The organism is Bacillus sp. XT-2 (genome assembly GCF_025696525.1).
Taxonomy (GTDB): Bacteria; Bacillota; Bacilli; order Bacillales; family Bacillaceae; genus Bacillus; species Bacillus halotolerans.
Map to the genome: position 1 here is coordinate 223,678 of NZ_JAHVOC010000003.1, position 25,546 is coordinate 249,223.

Annotated in this window: 22 protein-coding genes; all 22 read right to left on the bottom strand. The window is 43.3% G+C overall.

Annotation, left to right across the window (positions count from 1 at the left end):
• Positions 1-37 precede the first annotated feature (37 nt).
• Complete coding sequence (gene mutL, locus KXD37_RS10870) at positions 38-1,921, bottom strand: DNA mismatch repair endonuclease MutL (protein WP_127695198.1); 1,884 nt, start codon at positions 1,919-1,921, stop codon at positions 38-40.
• Positions 1,922-1,936: 15 nt separating this feature from the next.
• Positions 1,937-4,513, bottom strand: a complete 2,577-nt coding sequence (gene mutS / locus KXD37_RS10875; protein ID WP_263463527.1) for a DNA mismatch repair protein MutS — start codon at positions 4,511-4,513, stop codon at positions 1,937-1,939.
• A 131-nt stretch (positions 4,514-4,644) separates the two neighbouring features.
• Positions 4,645-5,190: an outer spore coat protein CotE gene (gene cotE, locus KXD37_RS10880; RefSeq protein ID WP_024121461.1), complete on the bottom strand. Its 546-nt coding sequence runs from the start codon at positions 5,188-5,190 to the stop codon at positions 4,645-4,647.
• A gap of 255 nt (positions 5,191-5,445) precedes the next feature.
• A complete protein-coding gene (locus KXD37_RS10885; RefSeq protein WP_024121460.1) occupies positions 5,446-5,877 on the bottom strand; it encodes a RicAFT regulatory complex protein RicA family protein in 432 nt (143 codons plus the stop codon).
• 1 nt (position 5,878) lies between these two features.
• The gene (gene miaB, locus KXD37_RS10890) at positions 5,879-7,408 is read right to left on the bottom strand and encodes a tRNA (N6-isopentenyl adenosine(37)-C2)-methylthiotransferase MiaB (RefSeq protein ID WP_024121459.1); all 1,530 of its coding nucleotides are present in this window, start codon (positions 7,406-7,408) and stop codon (positions 5,879-5,881) included.
• A gap of 143 nt (positions 7,409-7,551) precedes the next feature.
• The gene (locus KXD37_RS10895) at positions 7,552-8,730 is read right to left on the bottom strand and encodes a glycine C-acetyltransferase (RefSeq protein WP_024121458.1); all 1,179 of its coding nucleotides are present in this window, start codon (positions 8,728-8,730) and stop codon (positions 7,552-7,554) included.
• A 13-nt stretch (positions 8,731-8,743) separates the two neighbouring features.
• Positions 8,744-9,787 carry an L-threonine 3-dehydrogenase gene (gene tdh, locus KXD37_RS10900; RefSeq protein WP_103671424.1) on the bottom strand — a complete coding sequence of 348 codons (1,044 nt, stop codon included), beginning with the start codon at positions 9,785-9,787 and terminating at the stop codon, positions 8,744-8,746.
• A gap of 261 nt (positions 9,788-10,048) precedes the next feature.
• On the bottom strand, positions 10,049-10,309 hold the full coding sequence (gene spoVS / locus KXD37_RS10905) for a stage V sporulation protein SpoVS (protein WP_003154135.1): 261 nt from the start codon (positions 10,307-10,309) through the stop codon (positions 10,049-10,051).
• Between the two features lie 199 nt (positions 10,310-10,508).
• Positions 10,509-11,303 (bottom strand): 2',3'-cyclic-nucleotide 2'-phosphodiesterase, encoded by a 795-nt coding sequence (ymdB, locus tag KXD37_RS10910; protein WP_003245138.1) that lies wholly within the window; start codon positions 11,301-11,303, stop codon positions 10,509-10,511.
• A gap of 61 nt (positions 11,304-11,364) precedes the next feature.
• On the bottom strand, positions 11,365-12,927 hold the full coding sequence (gene rny / locus KXD37_RS10915) for a ribonuclease Y (RefSeq protein ID WP_010334309.1): 1,563 nt from the start codon (positions 12,925-12,927) through the stop codon (positions 11,365-11,367).
• A gap of 286 nt (positions 12,928-13,213) precedes the next feature.
• On the bottom strand, positions 13,214-14,392 hold the full coding sequence (locus KXD37_RS10920; protein WP_127695202.1) for a serine hydrolase domain-containing protein: 1,179 nt from the start codon (positions 14,390-14,392) through the stop codon (positions 13,214-13,216).
• Between the two features lie 173 nt (positions 14,393-14,565).
• Positions 14,566-15,612, bottom strand: coding sequence for a recombinase RecA (gene recA, locus KXD37_RS10925; RefSeq protein WP_010334307.1), 1,047 nt, complete (start codon positions 15,610-15,612; stop codon positions 14,566-14,568).
• Positions 15,613-15,784: 172 nt separating this feature from the next.
• Positions 15,785-17,035: a competence/damage-inducible protein A gene (locus KXD37_RS10930; RefSeq protein WP_263463528.1), complete on the bottom strand. Its 1,251-nt coding sequence runs from the start codon at positions 17,033-17,035 to the stop codon at positions 15,785-15,787.
• Between the two features lie 18 nt (positions 17,036-17,053).
• Positions 17,054-17,635, bottom strand: a complete 582-nt coding sequence (pgsA, locus tag KXD37_RS10935; RefSeq protein WP_010334305.1) for a CDP-diacylglycerol--glycerol-3-phosphate 3-phosphatidyltransferase — start codon at positions 17,633-17,635, stop codon at positions 17,054-17,056.
• Positions 17,636-17,684: 49 nt separating this feature from the next.
• Positions 17,685-18,593 carry a cell shape determination protein RodZ gene (gene rodZ / locus KXD37_RS10940; protein ID WP_411910719.1) on the bottom strand — a complete coding sequence of 303 codons (909 nt, stop codon included), beginning with the start codon at positions 18,591-18,593 and terminating at the stop codon, positions 17,685-17,687.
• A gap of 18 nt (positions 18,594-18,611) precedes the next feature.
• Complete coding sequence (locus KXD37_RS10945; protein WP_024121452.1) at positions 18,612-19,403, bottom strand: DUF3388 domain-containing protein; 792 nt, start codon at positions 19,401-19,403, stop codon at positions 18,612-18,614.
• A 129-nt stretch (positions 19,404-19,532) separates the two neighbouring features.
• On the bottom strand, positions 19,533-19,790 hold the full coding sequence (locus KXD37_RS10950) for a DUF3243 domain-containing protein (protein ID WP_024121451.1): 258 nt from the start codon (positions 19,788-19,790) through the stop codon (positions 19,533-19,535).
• Positions 19,791-19,869: 79 nt separating this feature from the next.
• Entirely contained in the window at positions 19,870-20,598 is a 729-nt protein-coding gene (gene ymfI / locus KXD37_RS10955) for an elongation factor P 5-aminopentanone reductase (protein WP_188323742.1), read from the bottom strand.
• A 51-nt stretch (positions 20,599-20,649) separates the two neighbouring features.
• Positions 20,650-21,936: an EF-P 5-aminopentanol modification-associated protein YfmH gene (gene yfmH / locus KXD37_RS10960; RefSeq protein WP_188323741.1), complete on the bottom strand. Its 1,287-nt coding sequence runs from the start codon at positions 21,934-21,936 to the stop codon at positions 20,650-20,652.
• Positions 21,933-23,210, bottom strand: coding sequence for an EF-P 5-aminopentanol modification-associated protein YfmF (gene yfmF, locus KXD37_RS10965; protein ID WP_106020737.1), 1,278 nt, complete (start codon positions 23,208-23,210; stop codon positions 21,933-21,935). Before yfmF ends, yfmH begins: the two co-directional genes overlap by 4 nt.
• A 238-nt stretch (positions 23,211-23,448) precedes the next feature.
• Positions 23,449-24,657: an MFS transporter gene (locus KXD37_RS10970; protein ID WP_240312855.1), complete on the bottom strand. Its 1,209-nt coding sequence runs from the start codon at positions 24,655-24,657 to the stop codon at positions 23,449-23,451.
• Between the two features lie 134 nt (positions 24,658-24,791).
• Entirely contained in the window at positions 24,792-25,517 is a 726-nt protein-coding gene (locus KXD37_RS10975) for a GntR family transcriptional regulator (protein WP_059292764.1), read from the bottom strand.
• Between the last annotated feature and the right edge of the window lie 29 nt (positions 25,518-25,546).

The following is a 25,546-nucleotide window of genomic DNA, read 5'->3' on the forward strand; positions in this document are numbered from 1 at the left end:
ATATGGAAAAGGGTGTATTCCCCTTCACCAAACCCTGCTACATCACGCGTTTGAACATCTTTTCCATCTCATATGTCGAGTGGTGAATGATGATCGGACGGCCGTGCGGGCATGTAAATGGGTCTGATGTGCTCCGGAGATCGTCCAGGAGCGCTTTGATCTCATCGTTTCTGAGGTGGCGGTTTGCTTTGATTGAACCTTTGCAGCTCATCATAATCGCCGCTTCCTCGCGCAGTTTTTTGATATCAATGTTTTTCGAATCGAGCACCTGCTGAATGATTTCTTCTATCAGCTCGGCTTCTTCTCCTTTTGGAAACCAAGCCGGGTGGCAGCGAACGATGTAACTGTTCGAGCCGAAAGACTCTAAAAAGACACCTACGCTTTCGAGCTCTTGTAGATGCTGTTCGATAATGAGTGCCTCGTTCGTGGAATAATGGAACGTCAGCGGCACAATCATGTCCTGCACCTCAGGCTCAACCTCCCCAACCTTTTCACGAAAATATTCGTATTTAATACGCTCTTGGGCGGCATGCTGGTCGATAATATATAAGCCGTTTTCGTTTTGCGCCAATATATAGGTCCCATGCATCTGGCCGATCGGGTACATGATCGGCACACGTTCAGATGATGGCTGCTGAAGTTCCTGAGCGGGCTCCTGTTCGAATGCTTCAGGCAATTCCTCTGAAACAGCAGGCTCTGCAATATCTTGTTTTGTTTCAGCCACAGAATGAGTTTCAAGCTGCTCTGAAGGCAATTCGTCTTCTATCTCAACTGGTTCTTTGACAACTGAACTGAGCTTCATTGGTGAATACGAAGGCATAGGCGCTTTTTCCGGCACTTTTCTTTCAGCAGGTTTTTCATCAAAGGTCATGAACTGCTGCTCATTTTTGATCACAGGTGCTGACTTTTTCGGAAGCTGTGCGCTCGGTATCAGCTGCTGCTGTTTAAATACATCTTTTATGCCGTCACGAATTAAGTCGTGCAGCTCTGTTTCCTTGCTGAGCCGTACCTCAAGCTTCGAAGGGTGCACGTTGACATCGACTAAAATCGGGTCCATGGTGATTTCTATAAATGTGATCGGATGGCGTCCGATTGGCAAAAGTGTGTGATATCCTTCGTGCACCGCCTTGACGAGCGGGAAATTTTTAATATAACGGCCATTGATGACAGACGACATGTAATTTCTCGATGCCCGTGTAATCTCTGGCAGAGCGATATATCCCTTCACTTCAAAATCCAGTGAGCTGACATGAAGCGGCAGCATTTTTTTAGCGACAGCCGTACCGTAAATCGCGGCAAGGACATGGCGCACATCTCCATTTCCATTCGTTTGGAGAAGATTTTTTCCATGATGGCGAAGGCGGATCGATACCTCCGGATGTGCCAGCGCAATCCGGTTGACCACATCCGTAATATTCCCAAGCTCTGTATGAACGGTTTTCATATATTTCAAGCGGGCCGGTGTATTAAAAAACAGATTGGAAACGACAATTTCGGTTCCCTTCCTGCTTGAGGAACGCGATTCAGAAATGATGTTTCCGCCTTGAAGCATGAGCTTCGTTCCCGCTCCTTCTCCCGTGCTTGTCGTAATCTCCAGATGGGAGACAGACGCAATACTCGGCAGTGCCTCTCCCCTAAAGCCAAGTGTTCTCACTCTGAATAAATCATTCTCATCTTTTATTTTACTTGTTGCGTGGCGGCGGAAGGCACGCTTGCAATCTTCATTTTCCATTCCTTCTCCATTATCCAGAACACGAATGGATGCAAGACCCGCTTCCTCAATGTCGATTTCAATGACTGTGCTGTCAGCGTCGATGGCATTTTCCACCAATTCCTTCACGACTGAGGCGGGCCGTTCCACAACCTCGCCCGCCGCAATTTTATTTGAAAGTTCATCTGACAGCTGGATGACTTTTGCCACATTCATCACCCCGTTTTAATGTAATTTCTTTTGCAGCTTGTACATTTCATTCATCGCTTCCAGCGGTGTCATATCAAGTATATTCAGAGATTTAAAGATATCAAGTACTTGCTTTTCTTTTTTAGAAAGCTTTGGTGATGCAGCCGGTTTATCCGATTCGTCAAAGAAGGACAGCTGTGCCGGCTCTTCTTTTACCTCAGGTTTCTGCACTGGCACTTCCGGTTTGTTCCCTGAATGCTCAAGTTCTTTTAGAATGTCTTGAGCACGCGAAATCAGATCTTCCGGCAACTCAGCCAGCTGGGCGACATGGATACCGTAGCTTTTGTCAGCTGCCCCTTCTTTAATTTGATGAAGAAAGACAACCGTTCCATTATATTCCTCAGCACGAACATGGACATTTTTCAGCTGCGGAAGCTTTTCTTCAAGAACCGTCAGCTCATGATAGTGCGTACTAAACAGCGTCTTGGCGCCAATATGGTCATGAACATATTCAATAATCGCTTGCGCAAGGGCCATGCCGTCATATGTGGACGTTCCCCGCCCGATTTCATCAAACAAAATGAGGCTGTTTTTGGTTGCATTTACAATCGCATTTTTGGCTTCAAGCATTTCCACCATAAATGTACTTTGTCCAGAGATCAAATCATCCGCCGCGCCGATTCGGGTGAAAATTTGATCGAAAATCGGAAGCATAGCTTTTTTCGCGGGCACAAAGCAGCCAATTTGCGCCATAATGGAGATGAGCGCGATTTGTCTCATGTATGTGCTTTTCCCCGACATGTTCGGACCGGTAATGAGCAGCATCTGTCTGTTATCGCCCATCACACAGTTGTTAGGCACGTATTCCTGGCTGTCCATTACTTTTTCAACAACCGGGTGTCTGCCCTCTATGACCTCAACTTCATCTTTAGAAAACTCAGGTTTCGTGTAATGACGATTTTCACTGATTGTCGCAAAGCATTGCAGCGCATCGAGCTCACTCATCTGTTTGGCGAGCTGCTGCAAACGCGGAATATACAATTTCACTTTCTCACGCAGCTCGGTGAACAGCTCGTATTCCAGCTCGCAGATGTTATTTTCCGCTTCCAAAATGAGCGCTTCTTTTTCTTTTAATTCAGGTGTAATGTAGCGTTCTGCATTTGTTAGCGTCTGTTTCCGCTCATAGCGCCCTTCTTCAAGAAGGTGCAAATTCGCCTTTGTCACTTCAATATAATAGCCAAATACTTTATTGAAGCCGACTTTTAATGACCGAATGCCTGTATATTCACGTTCCTGCTGTTCAAGGCGGGCAATCCAGTCTTTCCCGTTTCTGCTAGCATCGCGGTATTCATCGAGTTTTTGATTGTACCCGTCTTTGATCAGGTTCCCTTCTTTTACTGATATCGGAGGGTTTTCGTACAGGGCTCCTTCCAGTAATTCTAGAACATCACCGCACGGGTTAATCCGCTCCGCACGTTCCTTCGCTTTCTTATGAGCCAGTGAAGCAACAAGCTGTTTAATGCCGGGCACTTGCTTTAATGATTCTTTCAGCTGAATGAGATCCCGTGCATTGACATTTCCGAATGCGACACGGCCTGCGAGGCGTTCTAAATCATAGACTTCCTTTAAACGCTCACGCAGATCTTCCCGTTCAAAGAAATGGGACATTAATGTTTCCACCATTTCTTGACGCTCTTCAATTTGATTCACTCTGATAAGCGGACGGTCAATCCACTGTTTCAGCAGCCGCCCTCCCATCGCAGTTTTTGTTTCATCAAGCAGCCATAACAGGGAGCCTTTTTTATTTTTTGAACGGATCGTTTCAGTCAGCTCTAAATTCCGCTTCGAGTATAAGTCGATTTTCATGGCTTCTTCAAGCTCATACACTTGTACAGGCTGAAGATGATCTAAGCTCCGTTTCTGAGTCCTTTTCAGATACGTATATAAACGGAGAAAAGTTTTCGTTACGTCCGGATTCTGCAAATGCTCAATAATCTGAACGTGCTCATCCGTTTCCCCATCTTCAATCGAAATGGTAGCGCCGCACCGCTCCTTCAGCTGAGCAACCGTCTTTTCATCAAGGCTTTCCGCTACGACAATTTCCCGCGCGCCGACTGAATAAATTTCTGATATGACGTCTTCCAGCCGTTCAATTAAAACAGCCAAATTTTCACCCGTTGTTAAATCGGACAGTGCCAGCCCGTATCCGTTTGAGCAGGCCGAAACTGATGCAATAAAGTTGTTTTCTGATTCATGGATGCCTTTTCCGTCCATTACAGTTCCAGGGGTAATCAGCTGAACGACTTCACGTTTGACGACGCCCTTTGCAGCCTTTGGATCCTCCGTTTGTTCGCATATGGCCACCTTGTATCCTTTTTTAATAAGCTGCTCGATATAAGCCGAAGCAGAATGATACGGAACACCGCACATCGGTATTTTTTCAGCGGCGCCTCCGTCTCTGCTTGTTAACGTAATTTCCAGCTCTTGTGACGCTTTTTTAGCGTCCTCAAAAAACATTTCGTAAAAATCACCGAGACGAAAAAATAAAAAGGCATCCTGATGCTCTGCCTTTATTTTTAAATATTGCTGTATCATAGGCGTATAAGTAGCCATTGTTTAATCCCTCACTATGTATCAACGTTTCTATTTGCCAGCCTTCATTATAACATAAACAGAAAGTGTTAAAAGAATGATATGTCTATATAAAAAAGAGACTTGGGGTACCGACTCCCCTAGTCTCTTTTTTATTCTTCAGGATCTCCAACTAAAAATTCAGGATTGATGTCCTCCAGCTCTTCATCAAGTTCGTCTTCCCAATCCTCTTCGTCATCCTCTTCCCAATCAGAATTCACTTCTACAACAACCTTTGTTTCCCCTACCACTTCCGCCAAAAATTCCCTCTCCGCTTGCACAACAATTTTATTGCCATTTGGAGATATGGTGACTTCAAGGCAGTTTGGCTGCTGCAGCACTTTTGCAATCACTTCATGCTCATCGTCTAAGTAATTGTTATCTCTGTATCTGAGTTTAATCACATCGACGTACTTCACTCGTTCTGTGACAACCTCTGTTTTTGTATTGTCTGCGTAAGAGTACCATACGTTTATATCATAATACCCTTCAATTTCTACGGTTTTTCCGATTTTTTCTGCGTCATACTTGTGATTGATAATCCAACCGCCCAAAATGCTGCTCGGTTTTTTCTCAGGGGAGATGGTATTGGTGCACTGTGTAAATTTTCTGCCTTTCGCTACTACCGCCTTCGTGATAATTTCCCTGTATTCAGACATTCCGGCATGCCTCCTTGTTCTTCTTCGTGTTATCTTATGCTGGGCATTTGTCTAGTGTGCATTTTTATAAATAAAATATAAAAATACAAAGTTTCTGTTCCATTGTATGCAGGGGTGCCTAGAAACTTTACTCATAAGTGCGATAAAGTTTATTTGGCTAAAGGCGGCCAAACATATTGAATATTTAGTACATAGTTCATTTAGTTCTGTTGATAGTTTAACATAAAAAAACACGGGCCTGAAAAGGCACCGCGTTTAAAGAGAACAGCTGTTATTTGAATGTTTCATCTTCGAACCGGTTTCTCCTTTTAGAAGGTCGCCTCCGGTTGATGTAATGATTTCATTTGTGACCTGGTTGGAAATGGTGGTCGCCACGAGCTGCAGAAGGTCATTCACCTCAACCTGAGAATCTCTGAATTCCTGGATGACAGGAATGTCTTCAAGCTCCTCTTGCAGCGCATCAATTTTTTCTTCTACTTGTTTGAGCGCTTCGAGTTTTTGGTAATGCTTCAGATTAACAGCTTGTTTTTGCAGGGCTTTAATCTGATTAATGATTACAGACACTTTTGCGTTCTCATTAATTTGCGCTTCAGCCCGTTTGAAAAAATCAACCTCTTCTGTTTCAGAGATCATTTTTGCAAGGTTTCGTGCTTGCTGCACAATGTCTTTTTTAGAGTAGAGCGTCATCTTATTTCACCTCGATTGCTTCTCCTGCCATTTCTCCGTCAAGCGACCACGTTTTCGCTTGCTGGATTTTCACGCGAACGATTTTGCCGATCGCTTCCTTTGGTCCTTTGAAATTCACAAGCTTGCTTTTTTCAGTGTAGCCGGCAAGAACCTCAGGGTTGTTTTTGCTTTCGCCCTCAACTAATACTTCGACAACCTTGCCTTCATATTCCTTCATTTTTTTCGCAGAAATTTCATTAACCAATGCGTTCAGACGCTGCAGGCGTTCTTTTTTCACTCTCATCGGAACGTTATCTTTCATTTTTGCTGCAGGTGTGCCTTCACGCGGAGAGTAAATGAACGTATAGGCGCTGTCAAACTCCACTTCACGGTATAATGACAGCGTTTCTTCAAACTGTTCGTCCGTTTCGTTAGGGAAGCCGACGATAATGTCAGTTGTTAAAGAAGCGTTTGGCATAGCCGCTTTGATTTTTCTGACGAGCTCCATGTAACGCTCTCTGTCATATTTGCGTGCCATCAGTTTCAAGACCTCTGAGCTTCCTGATTGGACCGGCAGATGAATATGATCGAGCAGATTGCCGCCTTTTGCAAGCACTTCAATGAGGTGATCATCAAAGTCACGCGGATGACTCGTTGTGAAACGGATTCTCGGGATATCGATTTTGCGCAGCTCATCCATCAAATCACCAAGGCCGTAGTTCATATCTTCAAAGTCTTTTCCGTACGCGTTTACGTTTTGGCCTAAAAGTGTAATTTCCTTATAGCCTTCGCTTGCAAGTCTTCTTACTTCCTGAATGATCTCTTCCGGACGGCGGCTTCTTTCTTTTCCGCGTGTATACGGGACGATGCAATACGTACAGAACTTGTCACAGCCGTACATGATGTTGACCCAACCCTTAATTTTTCCGTTGCGGACTTTCGGAAGGTTTTCAATGACATCGCCTTCCTTGGACCAAACTTCTATGACCATTTCTTTTGAAAGGTATGCTTCAGACAAAAGCTCCGGCAGACGATGGATATTATGCGTACCGAAAATCATATCGACAAACGGATGTTTTTTCAAAATCCTGTTAACGACTGATTCCTCTTGTGACATACAGCCGCAAACGCCTAAGATAAGATCCGGGTTATTTTTTTTGAGTGCTTTTAAGTGTCCAAGCTCACCGAATACCTTGTTTTCCGCATTTTCACGGATCGCACATGTATTTAACAGAATGACATTGGCATCGTCAACAGAGTTTGTCGCTTCATAGCCAAGAGCCATAAAGATCCCTGCCATTACTTCTGTATCATGTTCGTTCATTTGGCAGCCGTACGTCCGGATATAGAATTTTCTTCCTTCACCCATGCCTTTGAATTCTTCAGAAATTTTAAAGTCATTATGATAAGTAACGGCTTCTTTGCCGCGTTTTTTCGCATCTTTTAAAGAAGGCGGAATGTAGACAGCTTCAAAGTACTTGCTGTAATCCTTCTCGGATTTTTTGTCCGATGGATTAACTTGTCCGCTCTCTAATTTTTGCTTTTCATTCATATGATATTTCTCCTTTCAAACCAAACTTCCACCCTCCAGTATAAAGGTTATTGAAGCTCTGCACAACTGGCAACCTATCATTGTACACTCATTGAGAATAATAATCAATAAGGAATGAAAGGGAGAAGAGTGTTCCCTTCTCCTTACAATAGCTGAAGCTCCTTTGCTGTCTTTTCAATGGCATCAAGCGCCTGATCCAGTTCTTCTTTGGTGTGCTCAGCTGTAATAATTGTGCGTATTCTGGCTTTTCCTTTTGCAACAGTCGGGAAAACGATGCTTTGGGCAAAAACACCTTGTGACAGAAGCTGATCAGAAAATTGCTTCGCTGCCCCCTCATCACCTATTAAAATAGGCAAAATCGGCGTCTCGCTCTGTGTGAGAGTAAAACCCATTTGGACAAGCATTGATTTAAAATAATGTGTATTCTCCCACAGACGCTCCATATGCTCCGGCTCTTCCAGCAAGACATCAATTGCTTCCATACAAGCTGCAGTTACAGCCGGAGGATGTGACGTGCTAAATAAAAATGGACGGCCTTTATGACGCAAATAGTCGATTAACACCTTTGAACCGGCAGCGTATCCCCCTAAAACTCCGATTGCCTTGCTTAACGTTCCGACTTGAATATGAACCCTTCCGTCAAGACCGAAATGATTTACCGTCCCTCTGCCGTCTTCGCCAAGCACTCCGGATGCGTGGGCGTCATCAACCATCACAAAAGCGTCATATTTCTCAGCGAGCTCCACAATGTCAGGCAGAGGAGCAATATTTCCATCCATTGAAAATACGCCGTCAGTGACAATCAAGCGCATGCGGTAATTCATTGATTTTCTCAGCACCTTCTCTAAATCACTCATATCTACATGCTGATAAACCTTTTTATCCGCCTTAGTCAATCTGATTCCATCAATGATAGAGGCATGGTTCAATTCATCAGAAATGACAATATCGTCTTTTGAAAGAATGCTGGAAAGTACACCTTGGTTTGTTGTAAAGCCTGATTGGAAGACTAGTGCCGCCTCTGTTTTTTTAAAGGCTGCCAGTTTTTTCTCCAATTCTTGGTGCATTGTAAACGTTCCGGCGATTGTCCGGACTGAACCGGTTCCGGCTCCAAATTGCTGAGCAGCTTCCTGTGCAGCTTTGATGAGTCTTGGATGTGAAGTAAATCCGAGGTAATTATTAGAAGAAAGCTGAATAACTTTTTTATGATTCACTGTAACAGAAGGGCCCTGCATTGATTCTACCTGTTTAACGTCTTGCCATGTGTGGTTTTCTTTCATTCTTTCAAGCTCTGCTTTTAGGAACTCAAATTCTTTTGTCATGTTGATCCCCCTTTTATGGAATTAAAATAACCTTTCCGCACTGTCCGCTTCTCATCAGTTCAAACCCTTTCTCAAACTCTTCTAATGGAAACTGATGGGTAACAATAGGTGAAAGATCCAGTGTGTTTGTTCTAAGCAATTGTGAAACCTGCCGCCATGTCGTAAACATCTTTCTCCCTGTGATCCCTTGGATGGTAAGGCCTTTAAACACGACTTTATTCGTCAAGTCGATGGTAACCGGATGTTCCGGCAGGCTGAGAATATGAAATCTCCCGCCATTTGCAGCCATTGCTAGGCCTTGCGCGATAGCTGAAGGGTGACCCGACATCTCACAAACGAGATCAGCTCCTTCCCCGCCCGTTAAAGCGCTTACAATTTTGAGCGGATCTTCTTTTTCGACGGAGACCGTGCTTGTGGCTCCCATTTGTTTGGCGAGAGCTAATCTGTACTCATTTTTGTCAATGGCGACCACCTGCGCTGCACCTGCTGCTTTTGCGACCGCTACCGCCATAAGTCCGATCGGCCCGCATCCGATAATAGCAGTCGTTCCTCCGGCGTTCTGACTCTCAAGAACTGTATGAACGGCATTTCCTAAAGGCTCTTGAATGGAAGCAATCGCCGGGTCCATATCCGCGGGATTCTTCCAAACGTTTTCGGCCGGCACTTTGACATACTCCGCAAAACAGCCTGCCGTGTCCACTCCGATAATGGCCGTATTTTTACATACATGAGGCTTTCCTGTTAAACAAGGGACGCATGTGCCGCATACAATGTGTGTTTCCGCAGAAACATACTCCCCAATTTTTACACTGCTGACATTCTCGCCTACAGCCTCAACAATACCACTGAACTCATGGCCGAAGACACAAGGAGTTTTTATTCTCTGCCGTGCCCATTGGTCCCAATTGTAAATATGCACATCCGTGCCGCAAATGGAAGCTGCCTTAACTTTTATAAGAACTTCATGCTTATCGATTTCAGGAATGGGAACTTCAGCCAGCACAGCGCCGAAAGCACCGTGTTTTTTCATTACAGCTTTCATCTTTCCACTCTGCATGTACAATCCTCCTTTAAAAGTCTTGTTATAACCGGATTGTACCATGATCTGGAATCATCGTAAACAGCTGTGTCCTCCTAGAAAAGACAAAAGTATCCGTCTTGAAAAATGGGCTAAATTTTTTTATAAAAAGCCAGAATCGTTTTTACACATGACATATGGTTCATTTATATTATAAAAATACTATTGAGAGAAAATATCACAATAAATGAAAAACAACCTGCTTGCATATGCAAACAGGTTGTGAATACTTTAATTTTCTTAGCGAGGCTCCACGATTAATTTAATCGCTGTTCTTTCTTCACCATCGATCTGAATATCAGTAAAAGCCGGAATACAAATCAAATCAACCCCGCTTGGCGCCACAAATCCTCTGGCGATTGCCACAGCTTTTACAGCTTGGTTCAAAGCACCCGCTCCAATTGCTTGAATCTCGGCGGCTCCGCGCTCTCTTAACACACCTGCAAGCGCACCTGCCACTGAATTTGGACTCGATTTTGCTGAAACTTTTAAGATTTCCATTTCTGCTCCCCCTTAGTTTTACAATGGATAAGTGAGTGTTCATTAGAACAATCATTATTAGATGTTGCTATCCAAAAAGCCATCCCCACAATGCTTTTCAAAAATAGCGGGCTACCTTCCATTTTTACTATATTCACTAAGGAGTTGCTATATTCCTGCTTTTCTTTTTAATATTTTTATAAAATAACCATGTGATCAATTATTCAAAGAACATGTGATCATCATTGATTAAAATACGTTCGATTTTAACGGCTTTTTTCGTTTGATCGTCTATATCGATGACGACTCCGCTCAGGGTTGTTTTTCCTTCAGCGACAGTAAAGCGCACAGGAAGGTTTGTTTTGAAACGTTTGATAATCGTTTCTCTGTCCATCCCCAGTATACCGTCATATGGGCCGGTCATTCCTACATCAGTAATATATGCCGTGCCCTTCGGCAAAATGCGGTTATCCGCTGTTTGCACGTGAGTGTGAGTTCCTACTACAGCAGATGCCCGTCCATCCGTGTACCAGCCGAGTGCAAGCTTTTCACTTGTCGCTTCCGCATGGAAGTCGATAAAAATGTACGGTGTTCTTTTAGCAGCTTCGGCAATTAATTCATCCGCTTTTAAAAACGGATCATCGAGCGGCGGTAAAAACGTACGGCCTTGTAAGTTGATAACAGCTAGTTCTTTACCGTTTGCTTTCACATATGTGATCCCTTTTCCCGGTGTTCCTTCCGGAAAGTTTGCGGGACGGACTAAGTTCGGGACATCGTCGATAAAATCAAAAATTTCCTTTTTGTCCCATGTATGGTTTCCCATCGTGATCGCATCTGCGCCAGACTGTATTAAACTGTGATAGATTTTTTCTGTTAAGCCTTTTCCATGTGCGGCATTTTCGCCATTTATAATGGTAAAATGCGGCTTGTATTTTGTTTTCAGCTTTGGCACATACTCTTTTACCATGTCGCGGCCCGGTGACCCGACAACATCTCCGATAAATAAAATTCTCATTTTGTAAATCCTTTCTATTCCTCAGCCGTCAAAAAAATAAAGTGATGCTTAGCGCATCACTTTATTTTGCATACTCTACGGCTCGAGTTTCTCTAATGACTGTCACTTTAATATGACCTGGATAATCGAGCTCGTCCTCAATTCGTTTTCGGATATCTCGCGCCAGGCGATGAGCTTCAAGATCATTTATTGAATCCGGCTTCACCATAATACGCACTTCACGTCCAGCCTGAATCGCAAATGATTTTTCAACACCTTCGTAGGACTCAGAAATTTCTTCGAGCTTTTCAAGTCTTCGAATGTAGTTCTCGAGCGTCTCACTTCTTGCGCCAGGTCTTGCAGCGGAAAGCGCATCTGCTGCAGCTACCAGCACAGCGATAATGGAAGTCGGCTCTTCGTCCCCATGGTGTGATGCAATACTGTTAATTACGACTGGGTGCTCTTTATATTTAGTCGCAAGCTCGACTCCGATTTCAACGTGGCTTCCTTCTACTTCATGGTCAATCGCTTTTCCGATGTCATGAAGTAGTCCCGCCCGTTTAGCAAGCTTTGCATCTTCTCCAAGCTCCGATGCCATCAGCCCAGCCAAGAATGCGACTTCCATGGAATGCTTAAGCACATTTTGACCGTAGCTTGTACGGAACTTTAAGCGGCCGAGAATCTTGATCAGATCTGGGTGGAGACCGTGAACGCCAACCTCAAATGTCGTTTGCTCACCCATCTCACGAATGTAGTCATCGACCTCGCGGCGAGATTTTTCAACCATTTCTTCAATCCGTGCCGGATGAATACGGCCATCCTGAACGAGTTTATCAAGAGCAATCCTTGCTGTCTCACGTCTGATCGGATCAAATCCGGACAGAATGACAGCTTCAGGGGTATCATCGATAATCAGGTCAATACCTGTCAGCGTTTCAAGCGTACGAATGTTACGCCCTTCCCGGCCGATGATACGTCCTTTCATCTCATCATTTGGAAGATTGACAACTGATACCGTTGTTTCGGCAACGTGATCCGCTGCGCAGCGCTGTAAGGCGAGTGAAAGAATGTTTTTCGCTTTTTTATCCGCCTCTTCTTTCGCACGGTTCTCAGTTTCTTTTGTCATGATGGCGATGTCATGTGAAAGCTCGTTTTCAACCCGGTCAAGAATGATTTGTTTCGCTTCGTCACGAGTCAGACTCGAAATTCGTTCCAACTCCGACTGCTGCATACGAATCATCTCATCCACTTTGCTTTCCATCTCTTCAATATGTTGTTGTCGTTCATTCAGAGAATGATCTTTCTTCTCCAACATCGCTTCCCGTTTATCAATTCCCTCATGTTTGCGATCAAGGTTTTCCTCCTTTTGGAGTAAACGGTTTTCTTGTTTTTGAAGCTCATTTCGTCTTTCACGAACTTCTTGTTCAGCATCTATTCGAAGTTTGTGGATTTCATCCTTTGCTTCAAGCAGAGCTTCTTTTTTCAGTGCTTCAGCATCACGCTTTGCATCTTCAAGAATTTGCTCGGCTGCACCGCGTGCGCCTGCAATTTTCGCTTCGGCAATGGTTTTACGAACATAGTAGCCAACAACTAAACCGAGTAGAATCAGCAAAATGGAGATGAGAACCATCATAATTGGGGTCATACTTTCACCTCCTCTTGCTATGAACTTGGTTGTTGCTCAAAATAAGTGTCGGCATGTACATTGTCTAGTTTTCTCAACATACAGAACCTTCACAGGGAATGAAAGTTTCATCGCCCTTGTCAAGTTTAAATGGTTTAACAATCATGTTAAAAAAACAAATGTTACAACTTCATTGTAATTGTGTCGGAAATACTTGTCAAGCTTGCCAGCTTAACGTTTGCCGAGCCGCCCCTATTTATCGTGCCGAACGTGAATCCGCCAATCTTTTGAAAAAACAGATCGTAAATTACTCCTGATTTAGAAGCTGGTATATTTTATTGTTCACTTGTCCAAGTTTAGCGTTATTTTGAATGTTTGACAACAAAACAACAACGGTTTGTCCGGATTTGCTGAAGCTGTTCAATACGTTGAAGCCCGGCATGACTCCGTGGTTTGAATAGCTTCCGGGAGCAACATAAAATCCCATCCCGTATGTGGAACTGCTCCCTGGCGTGAACATTTTTTCATAGCTTTCTTGCGAATAGAGCTTGCCGTCTATCAGTGCTTTGTCAAATTTGTACATATCGGCAGCACTCATATATATATCGCCTGCTCCATAAAGCTGAGATAAATCAGGCATATACGGTGTGACGGCCCTGCTGCCTTTCAGCTTGTAGCCGACAGCTGGATAAGGCTGCTTATCGTATGTCTTGTAAAAACCCGAATGCGTCATCCCTGCAGGCTTAAAGATATGATTGGTTATGTATTGTTCATAAGACTCACCGCTCACTTCAGCAACAATATAAGCGAGAACTGTATAGTTAGAATCCTGATAGTCCCATATTCCAGGCTGGCGTTTGATTCCTTGCTGCTCTATGTCTTTTATTAAGTCATCCGGAGTGATCTCGCCATTCCCTTCAACATGTCCGTTTATCCCCGATGTATGAGTAAGCAGATTCTTTAATGTAATATTCTTTCCGTTGGGAAAATGGGATAAATACGTGCTGACCGGATCACTTGTCTGGAGCTTTCCCTTTTCCTCAAGCTGCAAAATAGCGGTTGCTATCAGCGCTTTTTGTGACGATCCGACATAAAAGGATGTCGCAGGATTGTTTTTTATATGATGCTCGCGGTCCGCGTAACCAAAACCTTTATTGATTACGACTTCTCCATTTCTGACGATCATGGCTGTCCCGCTGAAGCCGATCTCTTTTAAATAACTGCTGATTTTTTGATTGCGGTCCACTGCTTTTATTTGTTCCTCTGTTTTTTTGGCTTTGTTTTTCTTCTGATCAGCTTGCTTCTGACCGGTATCAGAAACCGCCGCAGCTTCTTGAGATGGTTCGGCTTCTTCATCCTCTCGATGAATGGCATTCCAAATCGTGAAACAAATGATTGCGGCCAACATACCAAACAAAAGTTTACCTCTTTTATTTAGTTTTCTCCGTCTGCGCGTCGCAGTTCTTCTGCGAGTGGGGCTTGTCATTCATTTTATCCTCCCAATCTAATTTCAAATACACACGTTTTGTTAGACGTATGAAGTACTATAAAAGTTGTCAAAAAAACCAATTTATTTATCTTTATTTTGCAGAAAATATAAAAGAAAAAAAGGCAGAGTTTTCACTCTGCCTTTTTTATCATTTCAAATTCATTTTATTTTTATTCTTCAAATTCAAGTTCTTCCTGTGTCTCTTCCGCCTGTTGCTGTACTACTCCGTTATTATCTAAGCCGTAATGTTCACGAATTTGCTCCTGAATCATCAGCATGATATCTTTATTTTCTTTTAAGAATTGTTTGGCATTTTCACGGCCTTGGCCAAGACGCTCTTCTTCATAAGAGTACCATGAACCGCTTTTTTGCACGATATCAAGTTCAGTTCCGAGATCAATGATTTCGCCTTCTTTTGAGATACCTTCTCCATACATAATATCAACCTCAGCTGTACGGAACGGAGGAGCCACCTTGTTTTTCACGACTTTAATTCTCGTTTTATTCCCCATAACGTCGTTGCCTTGTTTCAGCTGTTCAGCACGGCGTACTTCAAGACGAACGGAAGAGTAGAATTTCAGCGCACGACCGCCGGGAGTCGTTTCCGGGTTTCCGAACATAACGCCGACTTTTTCACGAATTTGGTTAATGAAAATCGCAATTGTTTTCGATTTGTTGATAGCCCCTGAAAGCTTACGAAGCGCTTGAGACATTAAACGTGCCTGCAAACCGACATGTGAATCTCCCATGTCGCCTTCAATTTCTGCTTTCGGAACGAGCGCCGCTACAGAGTCGACAACAACGATGTCAACTGCACCGCTTCGAACCAACGCTTCTGCAATTTCAAGCGCCTGCTCGCCTGTGTCAGGCTGAGACAGTAAAAGCTCTTCGATATTGACACCGAGTTTTTGTGCGTATACCGGGTCTAGCGCGTGCTCCGCATCGATAAACGCAGCTTGTCCTCCCTGCTGCTGAACCTCAGCAATTGCATGAAGCGCCACAGTTGTTTTACCTGAGCTTTCAGGACCGTATACTTCAATAATCCGTCCGCGGGGATACCCGCCTATTCCCAATGCCGTATCAAGAGCGAGGGAGCCGCTTGGAACAGTAGAAATTCTTGTATCTGTCTTTTCTCCCAGTTTCATAATGGAACCTTTGCCGAACTGCTTTTCTATTTGTTTAAGAGCCATATCTAAGGCTGCCTGACGATCACTCATTCTATTTTTTCCTCCTTTATGTTACCACTACATATACTATACCCTGTTTGAAGGGATTTGCCAAGAAAAAAGCGAACGCATATTCGGATTTTTTCTTGGCCTGATTTCTACCAAAATATCATAATGAGTCAGAGAAATCATGTTTTTTGAGGAGGATAGTGTGCTGAAAACATTATTTTTGCTCTAACAGTTTTAAAATTAAATGGCAGCCATATTTAGCAGCACGTTTTCTGATTCCTGTTCTGGAGCCTGCAAAGTGAAACTCGTGAACCTCTTCTTTTCCGTTTGCAAAAATACCGATAAACACATGTCCAGGTGCATGGCCTTCTTGAGTATCAGGGCCGGCAACACCGGTAAAGCTAATGCCAATATCGCTTCCAGTGAGCTGCTGAACACCCTTTGCAAGCTCAGATGCGCATTCCTCGCTGACTGCGCCGAAACGGTCCAATGTTTCCTTTTTGACGCCGAGGACATTTTGCTTCACTTCGTTTGAATAGCAAACAACGCCGCCGGAAAACAATGCTGAAGCGCCGCTTAGGTCTGTCAGCCATTCGGAAAACAGCCCGCCGGTAAAGCTTTCTGCGGCAGAAAGCGTGATGCCTTTTTCCTTGCATGCTTTAGATAGCTCTTTCACAAGCGATGTATCGTCGTAGCCATAGAAAAATTCACCGACACATTCTAAAATAACGGCTTCTGTTTCTTTTAACAAACGCTCTGTTTCTTTTTCATCGGCATGTTTTGCTGTCAGGCGAAGCGTCACCTCTCCGTCCGCTGCCAACGGAGCGATCGTCGGGTTCGTCTGTGCATCAATGATATCTTCTAAATCAGCTTCAAGCTGAGATTCGCCGATACCGAAAAAGCGAAGAACAGTTGATACAATTTTTTCATTGGAGCCCATCTTTTTAAGAAGAAGCGGTTTTGCCTCATTTTCAAACATCGGACGCAATTCGCTTGGCGGCCCGGGAAGAAGCATATAAAAGCGCGAATCATGCTCTGTAAGCATTCCCGGCGCCATTCCAAAGTGATTCGCCAGTACGTCAGATCCTTCGATGACAAGCGCCTGTTTTCGGTTATTAGGTGACATCGTGCGTTTTGTTCGTTTGAAATAATCCTCAATGGATTGAAACGCCTCATCATTTAAAACGAGCGGACGTCCCAGCACATTTGCTATTGTTTCTTTTGTTAAATCATCTTTTGTCGGTCCGAGCCCTCCTGAAAAAATAATAAAATCAGAGCGCTCTTCAGCAATGCGGATGACCTGCTTCAGCCGCTCCGGATTATCACCGACTGCTGTATGGTAAAATACGTTTACTCCGATTTCTGCCAGCTGTTTGCTGATAAATTGAGCATTTGTATTAGCAATCTGACCGAGTAAGAGCTCTGAACCGACTGCAATAATCTCTGCTTTTTTTGGAAATTCCATCATGTATGTCCTTCTTTCTTAGTTAGATGTTTTTAGCGCTTCCCAGTTTTTAGCGAAATAGTCCCAACCTGATACAACGGTAAAGAATACGGCTACCCATAACGCCAGGTCAGCGAACGGAAATGACACAAGCTCAAATGGAAGATTGTGAAGAAGCAATGCAGATACTGCAATGATTTGTGCCCAGGTTTTAATTTTACCAAGCATATTCGCAGCTACTACTTCTCCCGTTCCGGCTAATACAAGCCTTAAACCTGTTACGGCAAACTCCCGGCTGATAATCACAATGACCATCCAAGCTGGAGCAAGATCAAATTGAACAAGGATAATTAACGCTGCTGATACGAGAAGTTTGTCCGCAAGCGGATCGAGAAATTTCCCAAAGTTTGTAACAAGGTTCAGTTTGCGGGCATAATAACCATCTATCCAATCTGTCGTCGATGCAATAATAAACAAGATAGCGCCCGCCAAGTGTGTGACCGGAATGGATTCGTCTCCAAATTCGAGCCTGCCCCAGTCAAACGGCGCCAGCATGATAATCATGAAGATTGGGATTAATGCAATTCTTGCTAGTGTGATTTTATTCGGTAAGTTAAACATAAAGCCCCTCCAGTTTCATACTCGGACGTGAAGAAAAGTCATCTGGTGATTAAGATGACTTTTCTTCCTTTTTATTTACAATCTTTATTGTTTGTGCCATCACTTCTTTAGGATCAAGTTTATATGAAAGAACCTCACCGTTGATTTTTATTTTCAGGTTAGGTGCATATCCTGTGCGGATTTCAACTTGTTTCTGATCAGTTATGTCTTTTTTATACGTTTCGTCTTTTTTCAGTGTACCCTCTTTAAGAGAGCTGCTGTTTTCATCGCGCACTCGAATCCAAGAGTTGTCTGAAGCCTTCAGCTCAAGCACGATTTTATCAGCGCCGGACACTTCATAAGTTGTTACAGATCCTTCAGTGCCAGTTGCTTTCACCTCTAAATTGTCACTGTCTTCTTTTTTATCTTCTTTGTCTTTCGTTTCTTTTTTCGTGTCTGTCTCTTTTTCAGAGCTGTTGGTTTGATTCTCTTTCAGCGTTGAATCTTTAGGGATCTCATACTTGCTTTCACTTTTCGCGATTGATTTTTCTGATGCCGCATTGCTATTATCATCGTTTTTATGATTCGCAAACTGAATTATAGCGTAAACAATGGCGATCACGACAATCACGCCGAGAATCACAAGTATTGTAGGCAGCAATTCCAGCGCCTTAGAAGCAGGCTTCGGCATTTCCTTCTGGAGATTCATGCCGGAGATTTTTTCAGACACATCGTCATGATACGTATTCGGGATATCTTTTTTATGCTCCTCAAACAATTGGTCAGCATCAAGCCCGACGGCTTCCGCATATTGCTTGATGAAAGCCCGGACATAAAACTTACCCGGAATAATGTCATAATTTCCTTCCTCCAAGGCGGTTAAATACCTTTTTTGAATCTTAGTTGCCGCTTGGAGATCATCCAATGACATTGCTTTTTCCTCTCTGGCTTCTTTCAGCCGGATTCCTAGTTCAGTCACAACAAACACCTTCCAATTTTAAAAATCAAAGCTTGAAAACCCGGATTGATCAAACATTTGGGGTTCTTCAGCATGTTCATATGTAATAACCTCATCAGGATCATTTCTCAGTTCAATAATATAATCAAAGTCATCTAGTGTATACTCTGTATTTTGAACGAATATGTCCGGATGCTCCACCACTTTTGTAGCAGGCAGCCTCATGATTTCCCTCACCAGCTGCAGATGGCGTTCTGATCCTCTTCTTGTCGATACAATACCGTCAATGATAAAGACATTTTCAGTGCTGTATTCATCGGCAATCAGCTGGCTTCTGATTGTCTGTTTCAGCAAGGTAGATGACACAAACAGCCACCTTTTGCTGGCGCATACGCTGGAAGCTACGATTGACTCCGTTTTCCCGACGCGCGGCATTCCCCGGATCCCGATTAATTTATGGCCTTCTTTTTTGAACAGTTCGGCCATAAAATCGACTAATAAGCCCAGCTCGTCCCGTTCAAAGCGGAATGTTTTCTTATCATCGGCATCCCTCTGGATGTACCGGCCGTGACGCACGGCGAGGCGGTCGCGAAGCCTTGGTTCTCTCAGCTTCGTTACTTTAATTGTTTCCATCGTTTTTAAGATTGATTCTAATCGTTTAATTTGATCTATATGGCGGCACCTGAGCAGCATTCCCCTTCTGGAAAGATCGACGCCGTTTATCGTTACGATGTTAATAGAAAGCATCCCGAGAAGAGATGAAATATCCCCGAGCAGTCCGGGGCGGTTCACTTGAATTTCATATTCAAAATACCATTCGAGCTTTGCCAAATGATATACCCCCTTCATTGTGGCAAAATTTTACCTTCCTTTATCATAAAGCATTTTTCTCTAATTAGAAAGAAGAATGTTGCTGTGATGGGGAAAACATAAAAAAGAGAGGAAGAATCTCCTCTCTTCTTAATGAGTGCTGTTATTTTCAACAAGCTTAACCATCATATTGGCAATGGCGTGCTGTTCTTCTTTAGATGCTACGCTCCAAAGATCTGCCAGCACTTTTTCCTGCTCGTTCTTAGAATCCACTTCATTAGCCAGGTAACCGCCGATTTCTGTAGCAAGGTCAGTGATGGTGTCCTGACTCATGCCTTTTTCTTGCGCATAGTTTAAACGATCACCAAGGAAATTCTTCCAGTTATCCCAGTTTTCTAATACTGACATGTGAGTTTCCTCCATTTCATGTGAAGTTACAAAATTATTTTGTCCTTCTTAAAAGAAACTATACACATTTTATTTTGCTTCAGCAGTGCCAGCCGCCGTTAACTGACAGAATCTGTCCAGTAATATAGGAAGCTTTTTCAGACAGGAGAAATGCTGCCGCCTCGGCAACTTCTTTCGGCTGTGCAAGCCTGCCGATCGGGATTTCATCAGCGATCTCTTCTAATTCATCCGGATTGAATTGATTCATCATGCTTGTATCTACAGCACCCGGCGCTACTGCGTTGACCCTGATACCGCTTGGGGCCAGCTCCTTAGCCAGTCCTTTTACAAACGAGTGCTGCGCTCCCTTTGCCATGCTGTACAGCACCTCACACGATGCGCCAGTCTCTCCCCAAATAGAGCTGACTGCCACGATCGCTCCCGATTTGTTACGGATCATGCCTGGAAGAAGGTTTCTCGTCAGCATGTAAGGACTTGCCACATGCAGCTGAACCATTTCCTGTACCGTAGCATTATCTACATCAGTAATCAGTCCAAAATGGCTTCTGCCGCTGTTTAAAACGATCGCATCAACCGGCTGAACAATTGATTTTGTTAGTTCATCAGCGCCAGTGGGAGTGGAGAGATCTCCTTGCAAAATATCAGCATATATGCCAAATGACCGTTTCAGTTTTTCAGCAAGCTCTGCAGCCGCGCTTTCATTCTGATTGTAGTGCAAAAGCAGATCATACCCCTCTGCTGCAAGCGATTCACTTATGCTTTTGCCGATACCGCCGCTCGCCCCGGTGACTAATGCTGTTTTTTTCATCCTCTTTCCTTCTTTCCGCAGAAAAACACCCCTCACTTGGAGGGATGCATGTTAAGATTTAGGAACCACTTTGCAGACAGTCAGTCTGTCCTCAGCAATTTCCTCTTGTATGATTTGCTGCACATCCTCAAGGGTGATCTGCTCGAGAACAGTTACGATATCAAACAGGCTCATCTCCAAAAATGCATAGCGAGTGAATTGGTTAGCGATGTATTCAGGTGAGTTTAATGCCTTTAAAAATGACCCGATTTTTTTCTTTCTGGCAAGTTCAATCTTCTCAGCGGTGATGATTTCACCGGCACGAAGCAGCTTGCCTGAAATGTCTTCAGCCAATTTATCCGGTTCAGGCGTGTCTCCGCCAATGGCCGCAAAACCGAACCCATATTCAGCCGTAAAATCAAAGCTGAACGTTTCATCTATATACCCTTTTTCATAAAGGGACTCATATTGGGCAGAGCTTTTGCCGAACAAAGATTCAAGCAATAGGTTCATTGTAAGTTCATGCTTGAGCAGCTCTTTCCCTAATTTATACGGATGCTTTGATTTCAGTCCGACGAGACATTTCGGTCCCTGAACATTCATTTTAATTTCTTTTTCTTTCCGGAAAACAGCTTCTTGCTCTTTTACTTCTTCCCGTTTAATTTCCGGCTGATCTGTATACGGTTTTCTTTCCTGATTTTCTCTTACCTGAGAAATGATCGCTTCAGGATCAACAGGGCCGACTATAAAGAGAAGCATGTTGCTTGGATGATAAAACGTCTCATAGCATTCGTAAAGAAGGTCCTTTGTGATATGAGATATACTTTCTACCGTCCCGGCTATGTCTATTTTGACAGGATGATCTTTGTACATGTTTTCAATCACCCCGAAGTAAAGCCTCCAGTCAGGGTTATCATCATACATGTTAATTTCCTGGCCGATAATCCCTTTTTCCTTTTCCACCGTCTTTTCTGTAAAATAAGGGTCCTGCACAAAATCAATCAGTGTCTCCAAATTCCGTTCCACATTTGACGTGCTTGAGAAAAGATATGCCGTTCTTGTAAATGACGTGAACGCATTGGCAGAGGCGCCCTGTTTACTGAAATCTTGAAAAACATCTCCATCAGCTTTTTCAAACAACTTATGTTCAAGAAAATGGGCAATCCCGTCCGGAACTTGAACCATCTCGTCTCTCCCAAGAGGGACAAACTGATTATCTATAGACCCGTACTTTGTTGTGAATACCGCATACGTCTTGTTGAAGCCTTTTTTCGGCAAAACGTATACGTCCAGGCCGTTTGACATTTTTTCATGATACAGCGTCTCCTGAAGCTGTTCAAATTCGATTGGTTTTATCAAGATGCACCCTCCGTCCCTTTTAAGAAATAAGTCGTATCAAGCTGAATCTTTTCGCCGACTTTAATGATATCCTCTTTTGTCACCCGCTCAATATTGGCAAGGAAATCTTCGATCGGAATATCGACTTGGGCAGCGGCCTGCTGATATAGAAATTCAGATAAACCGTACGCAGTATCAATTGTTTCCAGCACCTGATTCCGAATCATGGCTTTCGTCTGTGAGATGTCTTGCTCACTGAACTCCCCGTTTTTCATAGCCTGAAATTGCTCGGCAATAATAGAGACGGCTTGTTTGTAGTTTTTCACTTCAATTCCTGACATCACCATTAATAAACCTTTAAAGCTATCGATACGCGAGGCTGCGTAATAAGCGAGACTGGCTTTTTCCCGAACATTAATGAAAAGCTTGGAATGAGAAAAGCCGCCGAACATTCCGTTAAAAACTTGTAAAGCTGAATAATCCTGATCTGTAAAGGTAATATTGGTCCGATAGCCAATATTCAGCTTGCCTTGTTTGACGTCTTCTTCATCAATGACTTCTTTGGGTTCAGGTTGTTCAGCATGATTGTTCACAAATTCTTCCAGGGTGCGTTCCTCTGTTTGAAAATATTGTTCAATAGCAGCTTGCACTTGTTTCCTGTCAACATCGCCGACGACATATAAATCAAGCTGGTCTTTTTGGATCGCGTGTCGGTATGTTTCATATAATTGATCGGCCGTAATGGCATCAACATCGTCGATCTCACCATTGACGTGCAGCGAGTAAGGCTCGTTTTTACACATTTCCTGTATAAGCCTTAGATTAGAGTAACGCATTTTATCATCATAAACTGCTTGAATTCTTTGCTTCAGCGTTCGTTTTTCTTGATCCACATATTGCGATTGAAAAACGCCTGCTTCCAAAGCAGGTGAAAAGACGATTTCTGCGAGAAGCTGCAGCCCTTTTTCAAGGAGCGGCGTCTGATCTTTTAAATATTTTTCATTCGGAATTTCAAGTCTGAATGTAATTACATGCTGTTCACCTTTTTTCGAGAGATCAGCCGAAACAGACGTGCCGTACAGTTCATCCAGATAAGAACGCAATTCTGCAGTTTTCGGACGGCTTTCTGTTCCTCGAAGCAGCACATGCGGGAACAGCGCTCTTTTCGTAACTTGCTCCTTTGTTAAGGGCGCCAGCATTTTAAAGATAAGCGAGACGGTTTTAAATTTTTCTGTTTCTACAATATGTGCGGTTAAACCGCCGTGCTTTGTTTTGACTTCATTGACATATGACATGTGAAACCTCCTTCGTTCATTTCTTATTAGTATGTATTATGACCAAATTTCAGCATTCGCAGAAACACTCTTTCATGTAATTATAGCAACTGTAGGATTTATAAGGAAACAATAACCTCTTACGTATTAATTGTTCGTCCGCTATTGGAAATAAAAAAGAGCTTCCTGCTTGATGCCTCTTAATCACAAGTTTTCTGCCGAGATTCGCTATTTTTCTCAGCAAAAAAAAGACGGTGTGTCAAACCGTCCCTAAGTTTTTTTCTTCTTCACTTTTTTTAGCATCTACATTAAAGAGCACCAGAAATAAGGAAATAATCCCGCAAAACGCGGAAAGAATGAAGATAAGCCAGCTTGCATTAGACATCAATGCCGCAAACACAGGCGGCCCGAGAGCTACTCCAATAAAGCGCATACTATTATAAAATGAGGAAATAGTTCCGCATTCCTCACTCTCAATCCCTTCTGTTATCAGCGCATCTAAAGCAGGAAGCGCCATTCCGATTCCAATTCCCCCAAAACTCAAAAAGATAAATAAAAAATAAAAACTGTGGTTCCACCACAAGCCGATAAAAGACAGGCTTAACATAATCATCCCTGTAACGACGCAAAATTTCATTCTTGCCTTATCTTTGCCGATCTTTTTACCCGCTATAAAAGAACTGCTGGACAGGAATAAAAGAGGTATCGCCAGCAGCCCGCCTTTGGCCACTCCGTCAATTGTATATTTATTCTCTAGCGTATCTGATAAGTAAAATAATACGCCAAATAATAAAAACATAATGACGCATCCAATAATAAAAACTGTGTAGAGCCAGCGTCCATCCTGTTTAAAGATTTTCCGCACATTCTTGAGGAACTCTGAAATTGTAGGTGCATCCTCATCTTCTTCAGGCTTCTCGACCAGAAACAATACGAGCAAAAAGCTGATCAAACAGAAAAACGGAATAAACCAAAACGGGACGAACCAGTACCAGGAGGCAAGTAAGGCGCCCAGAATGGGACTCAGCACTTTTCCCGAGGTGTTAGCGGTCTCAATATCGCCAAGACCGGCACTGACCTTTTCATCATCCCCCTTAAACAGATCGCCGATAAACGGCATGACGATGGGAGCTGCACCCGCTGATCCGATGCCTTGAAGAACCCGTCCGGCCAAGATCATAGCGTAAGGATTGTCTATATATGTCGAAGCAAAAGCAGCCACAGCTCCCCCTATTCCCGCAATAATAAGGCATGGGAGCAGCACTTTTTTTCTGCCAAATCTATCCGACAGGTACCCCGCGATCGGAATGCAAATGATCGCTACCACCGAATATACAGTGATAATTAATGACACTTGAAATGAACTGACCGACAGCTTTTTCTCCATCATCGGAAGCACGGGAATCAGCATGGAGTTCCCTAATGTCATAACAAGCGGTACGGAAGCCAGAGCAATAATATTTTTCATTCCTATTTTTTCTTTCAACATTTTCACCCATTCACTTTGTCATCCTTTATATCTTGCGTTAACCGCAGTAAAAGTATGTACAAAGAAACATAAACCAGGCAAATAAAAAAACAGACACATCACAGGCGTCTGTTTTAGAAACGTTTACGCAAAACATGGAATCTGAATTTGTCGGCTCTGAAATAATTTAATGAATAAAGCACCGGTTTATCATGCTGATCGTAATGCGTTTGTTTTAACAGCAAAAGAGCTGTTTCCGGATCGCATTCCAGCACTGGAGAAATCGTATCATGATAGCCGATCGGCTCAATATCAGTTACGGCGTAGCTGATCACAGAGCCTGAATTTTTCTCAAGCAGGTCAAACATAGACTCTTGCTGGTGAGAAAAAGAATCCGGCAATATATCCATCGGAATTTTGTCAATACAATACACAATCGGCTGTCCGTTTGCCGTTCTGACACGTTCAAGATAAAAAACTTCCTGGCCTGATGTCAAATGAAATCTCTTGATATCATCATCAGATGGCATAAGCACTTGAGATGAAAGAAAAATCGTTCCTGGAATCATATTAGCCTGTTCAATCATCTTGGTTACACTGTTCAGCTGTTCAATGCCCGAAAGAAATAACGGCTTAGAATGGACAAAAGTTCCTACACCATGCCTTCTGATAATCACATGCTCTTCTTCCAATATCCGCAGTGCTTCACGCAAAGTCGCCCGGCTGACACCAAGCTTTTTGGAAAGCTCAAATTCAGAAGGGAGCTTTTCTTTCTCAGTGTAGATTCCATTTTTAATATCCTCTTTTATTCGTTCAATCACTTTTAAATACAAGTGCCGATTATCAGCTTTTGTAGACATGTTTCCCCTCCGTAAACCACTTTCGATAA

Bases quoted from the DNA above. Each gene is read 5' to 3' on its own strand.
- recA (WP_010334307.1), bottom strand. From the start codon at position 15,612: ATGAGTGATCGTCAGGCAGCCTTAGATATGGCTCTTAAACAAATAGAA.
- KXD37_RS10970 (WP_240312855.1), bottom strand. From the start codon at position 24,657: ATGAAAAATATTATTGCTCTGGCTTCCGTACCGCTTGTTATGACATTA.
- cotE (WP_024121461.1), bottom strand. From the start codon at position 5,190: ATGTCTGAATACAGGGAAATTATCACGAAGGCGGTAGTAGCGAAAGGC.
- KXD37_RS10930 (WP_263463528.1), bottom strand. From the start codon at position 17,035: ATGGAATTTCCAAAAAAAGCAGAGATTATTGCAGTCGGTTCAGAGCTC.
- spoVS (WP_003154135.1), bottom strand. From the start codon at position 10,309: ATGGAAATCTTAAAAGTTTCAGCAAAATCGAGTCCAAATTCAGTGGCA.
- ymfI (WP_188323742.1), bottom strand. From the start codon at position 20,598: ATGAAAAAAACAGCATTAGTCACCGGGGCGAGCGGCGGTATCGGCAAA.
- KXD37_RS10950 (WP_024121451.1), bottom strand. From the start codon at position 19,790: ATGTCAGTATTAGAAAACTGGGATAACTGGAAGAATTTCCTTGGTGAT.
- KXD37_RS10920 (WP_127695202.1), bottom strand. From the start codon at position 14,392: ATGACAAGCCCCACTCGCAGAAGAACTGCGACGCGCAGACGGAGAAAA.
- KXD37_RS10975 (WP_059292764.1), bottom strand. From the start codon at position 25,517: ATGTCTACAAAAGCTGATAATCGGCACTTGTATTTAAAAGTGATTGAA.
- pgsA (WP_010334305.1), bottom strand. From the start codon at position 17,635: ATGTTTAACTTACCGAATAAAATCACACTAGCAAGAATTGCATTAATC.
- ymdB (WP_003245138.1), bottom strand. From the start codon at position 11,303: ATGAGAATTTTATTTATCGGAGATGTTGTCGGGTCACCGGGCCGCGAC.
- yfmF (WP_106020737.1), bottom strand. From the start codon at position 23,210: ATGTCATATGTCAATGAAGTCAAAACAAAGCACGGCGGTTTAACCGCA.
- mutS (WP_263463527.1), bottom strand. From the start codon at position 4,513: ATGGCTACTTATACGCCTATGATACAGCAATATTTAAAAATAAAGGCA.
- miaB (WP_024121459.1), bottom strand. From the start codon at position 7,408: ATGAATGAAAAGCAAAAATTAGAGAGCGGACAAGTTAATCCATCGGAC.
- KXD37_RS10885 (WP_024121460.1), bottom strand. From the start codon at position 5,877: ATGACGCTCTACTCTAAAAAAGACATTGTGCAGCAAGCACGAAACCTT.
- KXD37_RS10895 (WP_024121458.1), bottom strand. From the start codon at position 8,730: ATGACAAAAGAATTTGAGTTCCTAAAAGCAGAGCTTGAAAGAATGAAA.
- tdh (WP_103671424.1), bottom strand. From the start codon at position 9,787: ATGCAGAGTGGAAAGATGAAAGCTGTAATGAAAAAACACGGTGCTTTC.
- rny (WP_010334309.1), bottom strand. From the start codon at position 12,927: ATGACCCCAATTATGATGGTTCTCATCTCCATTTTGCTGATTCTACTC.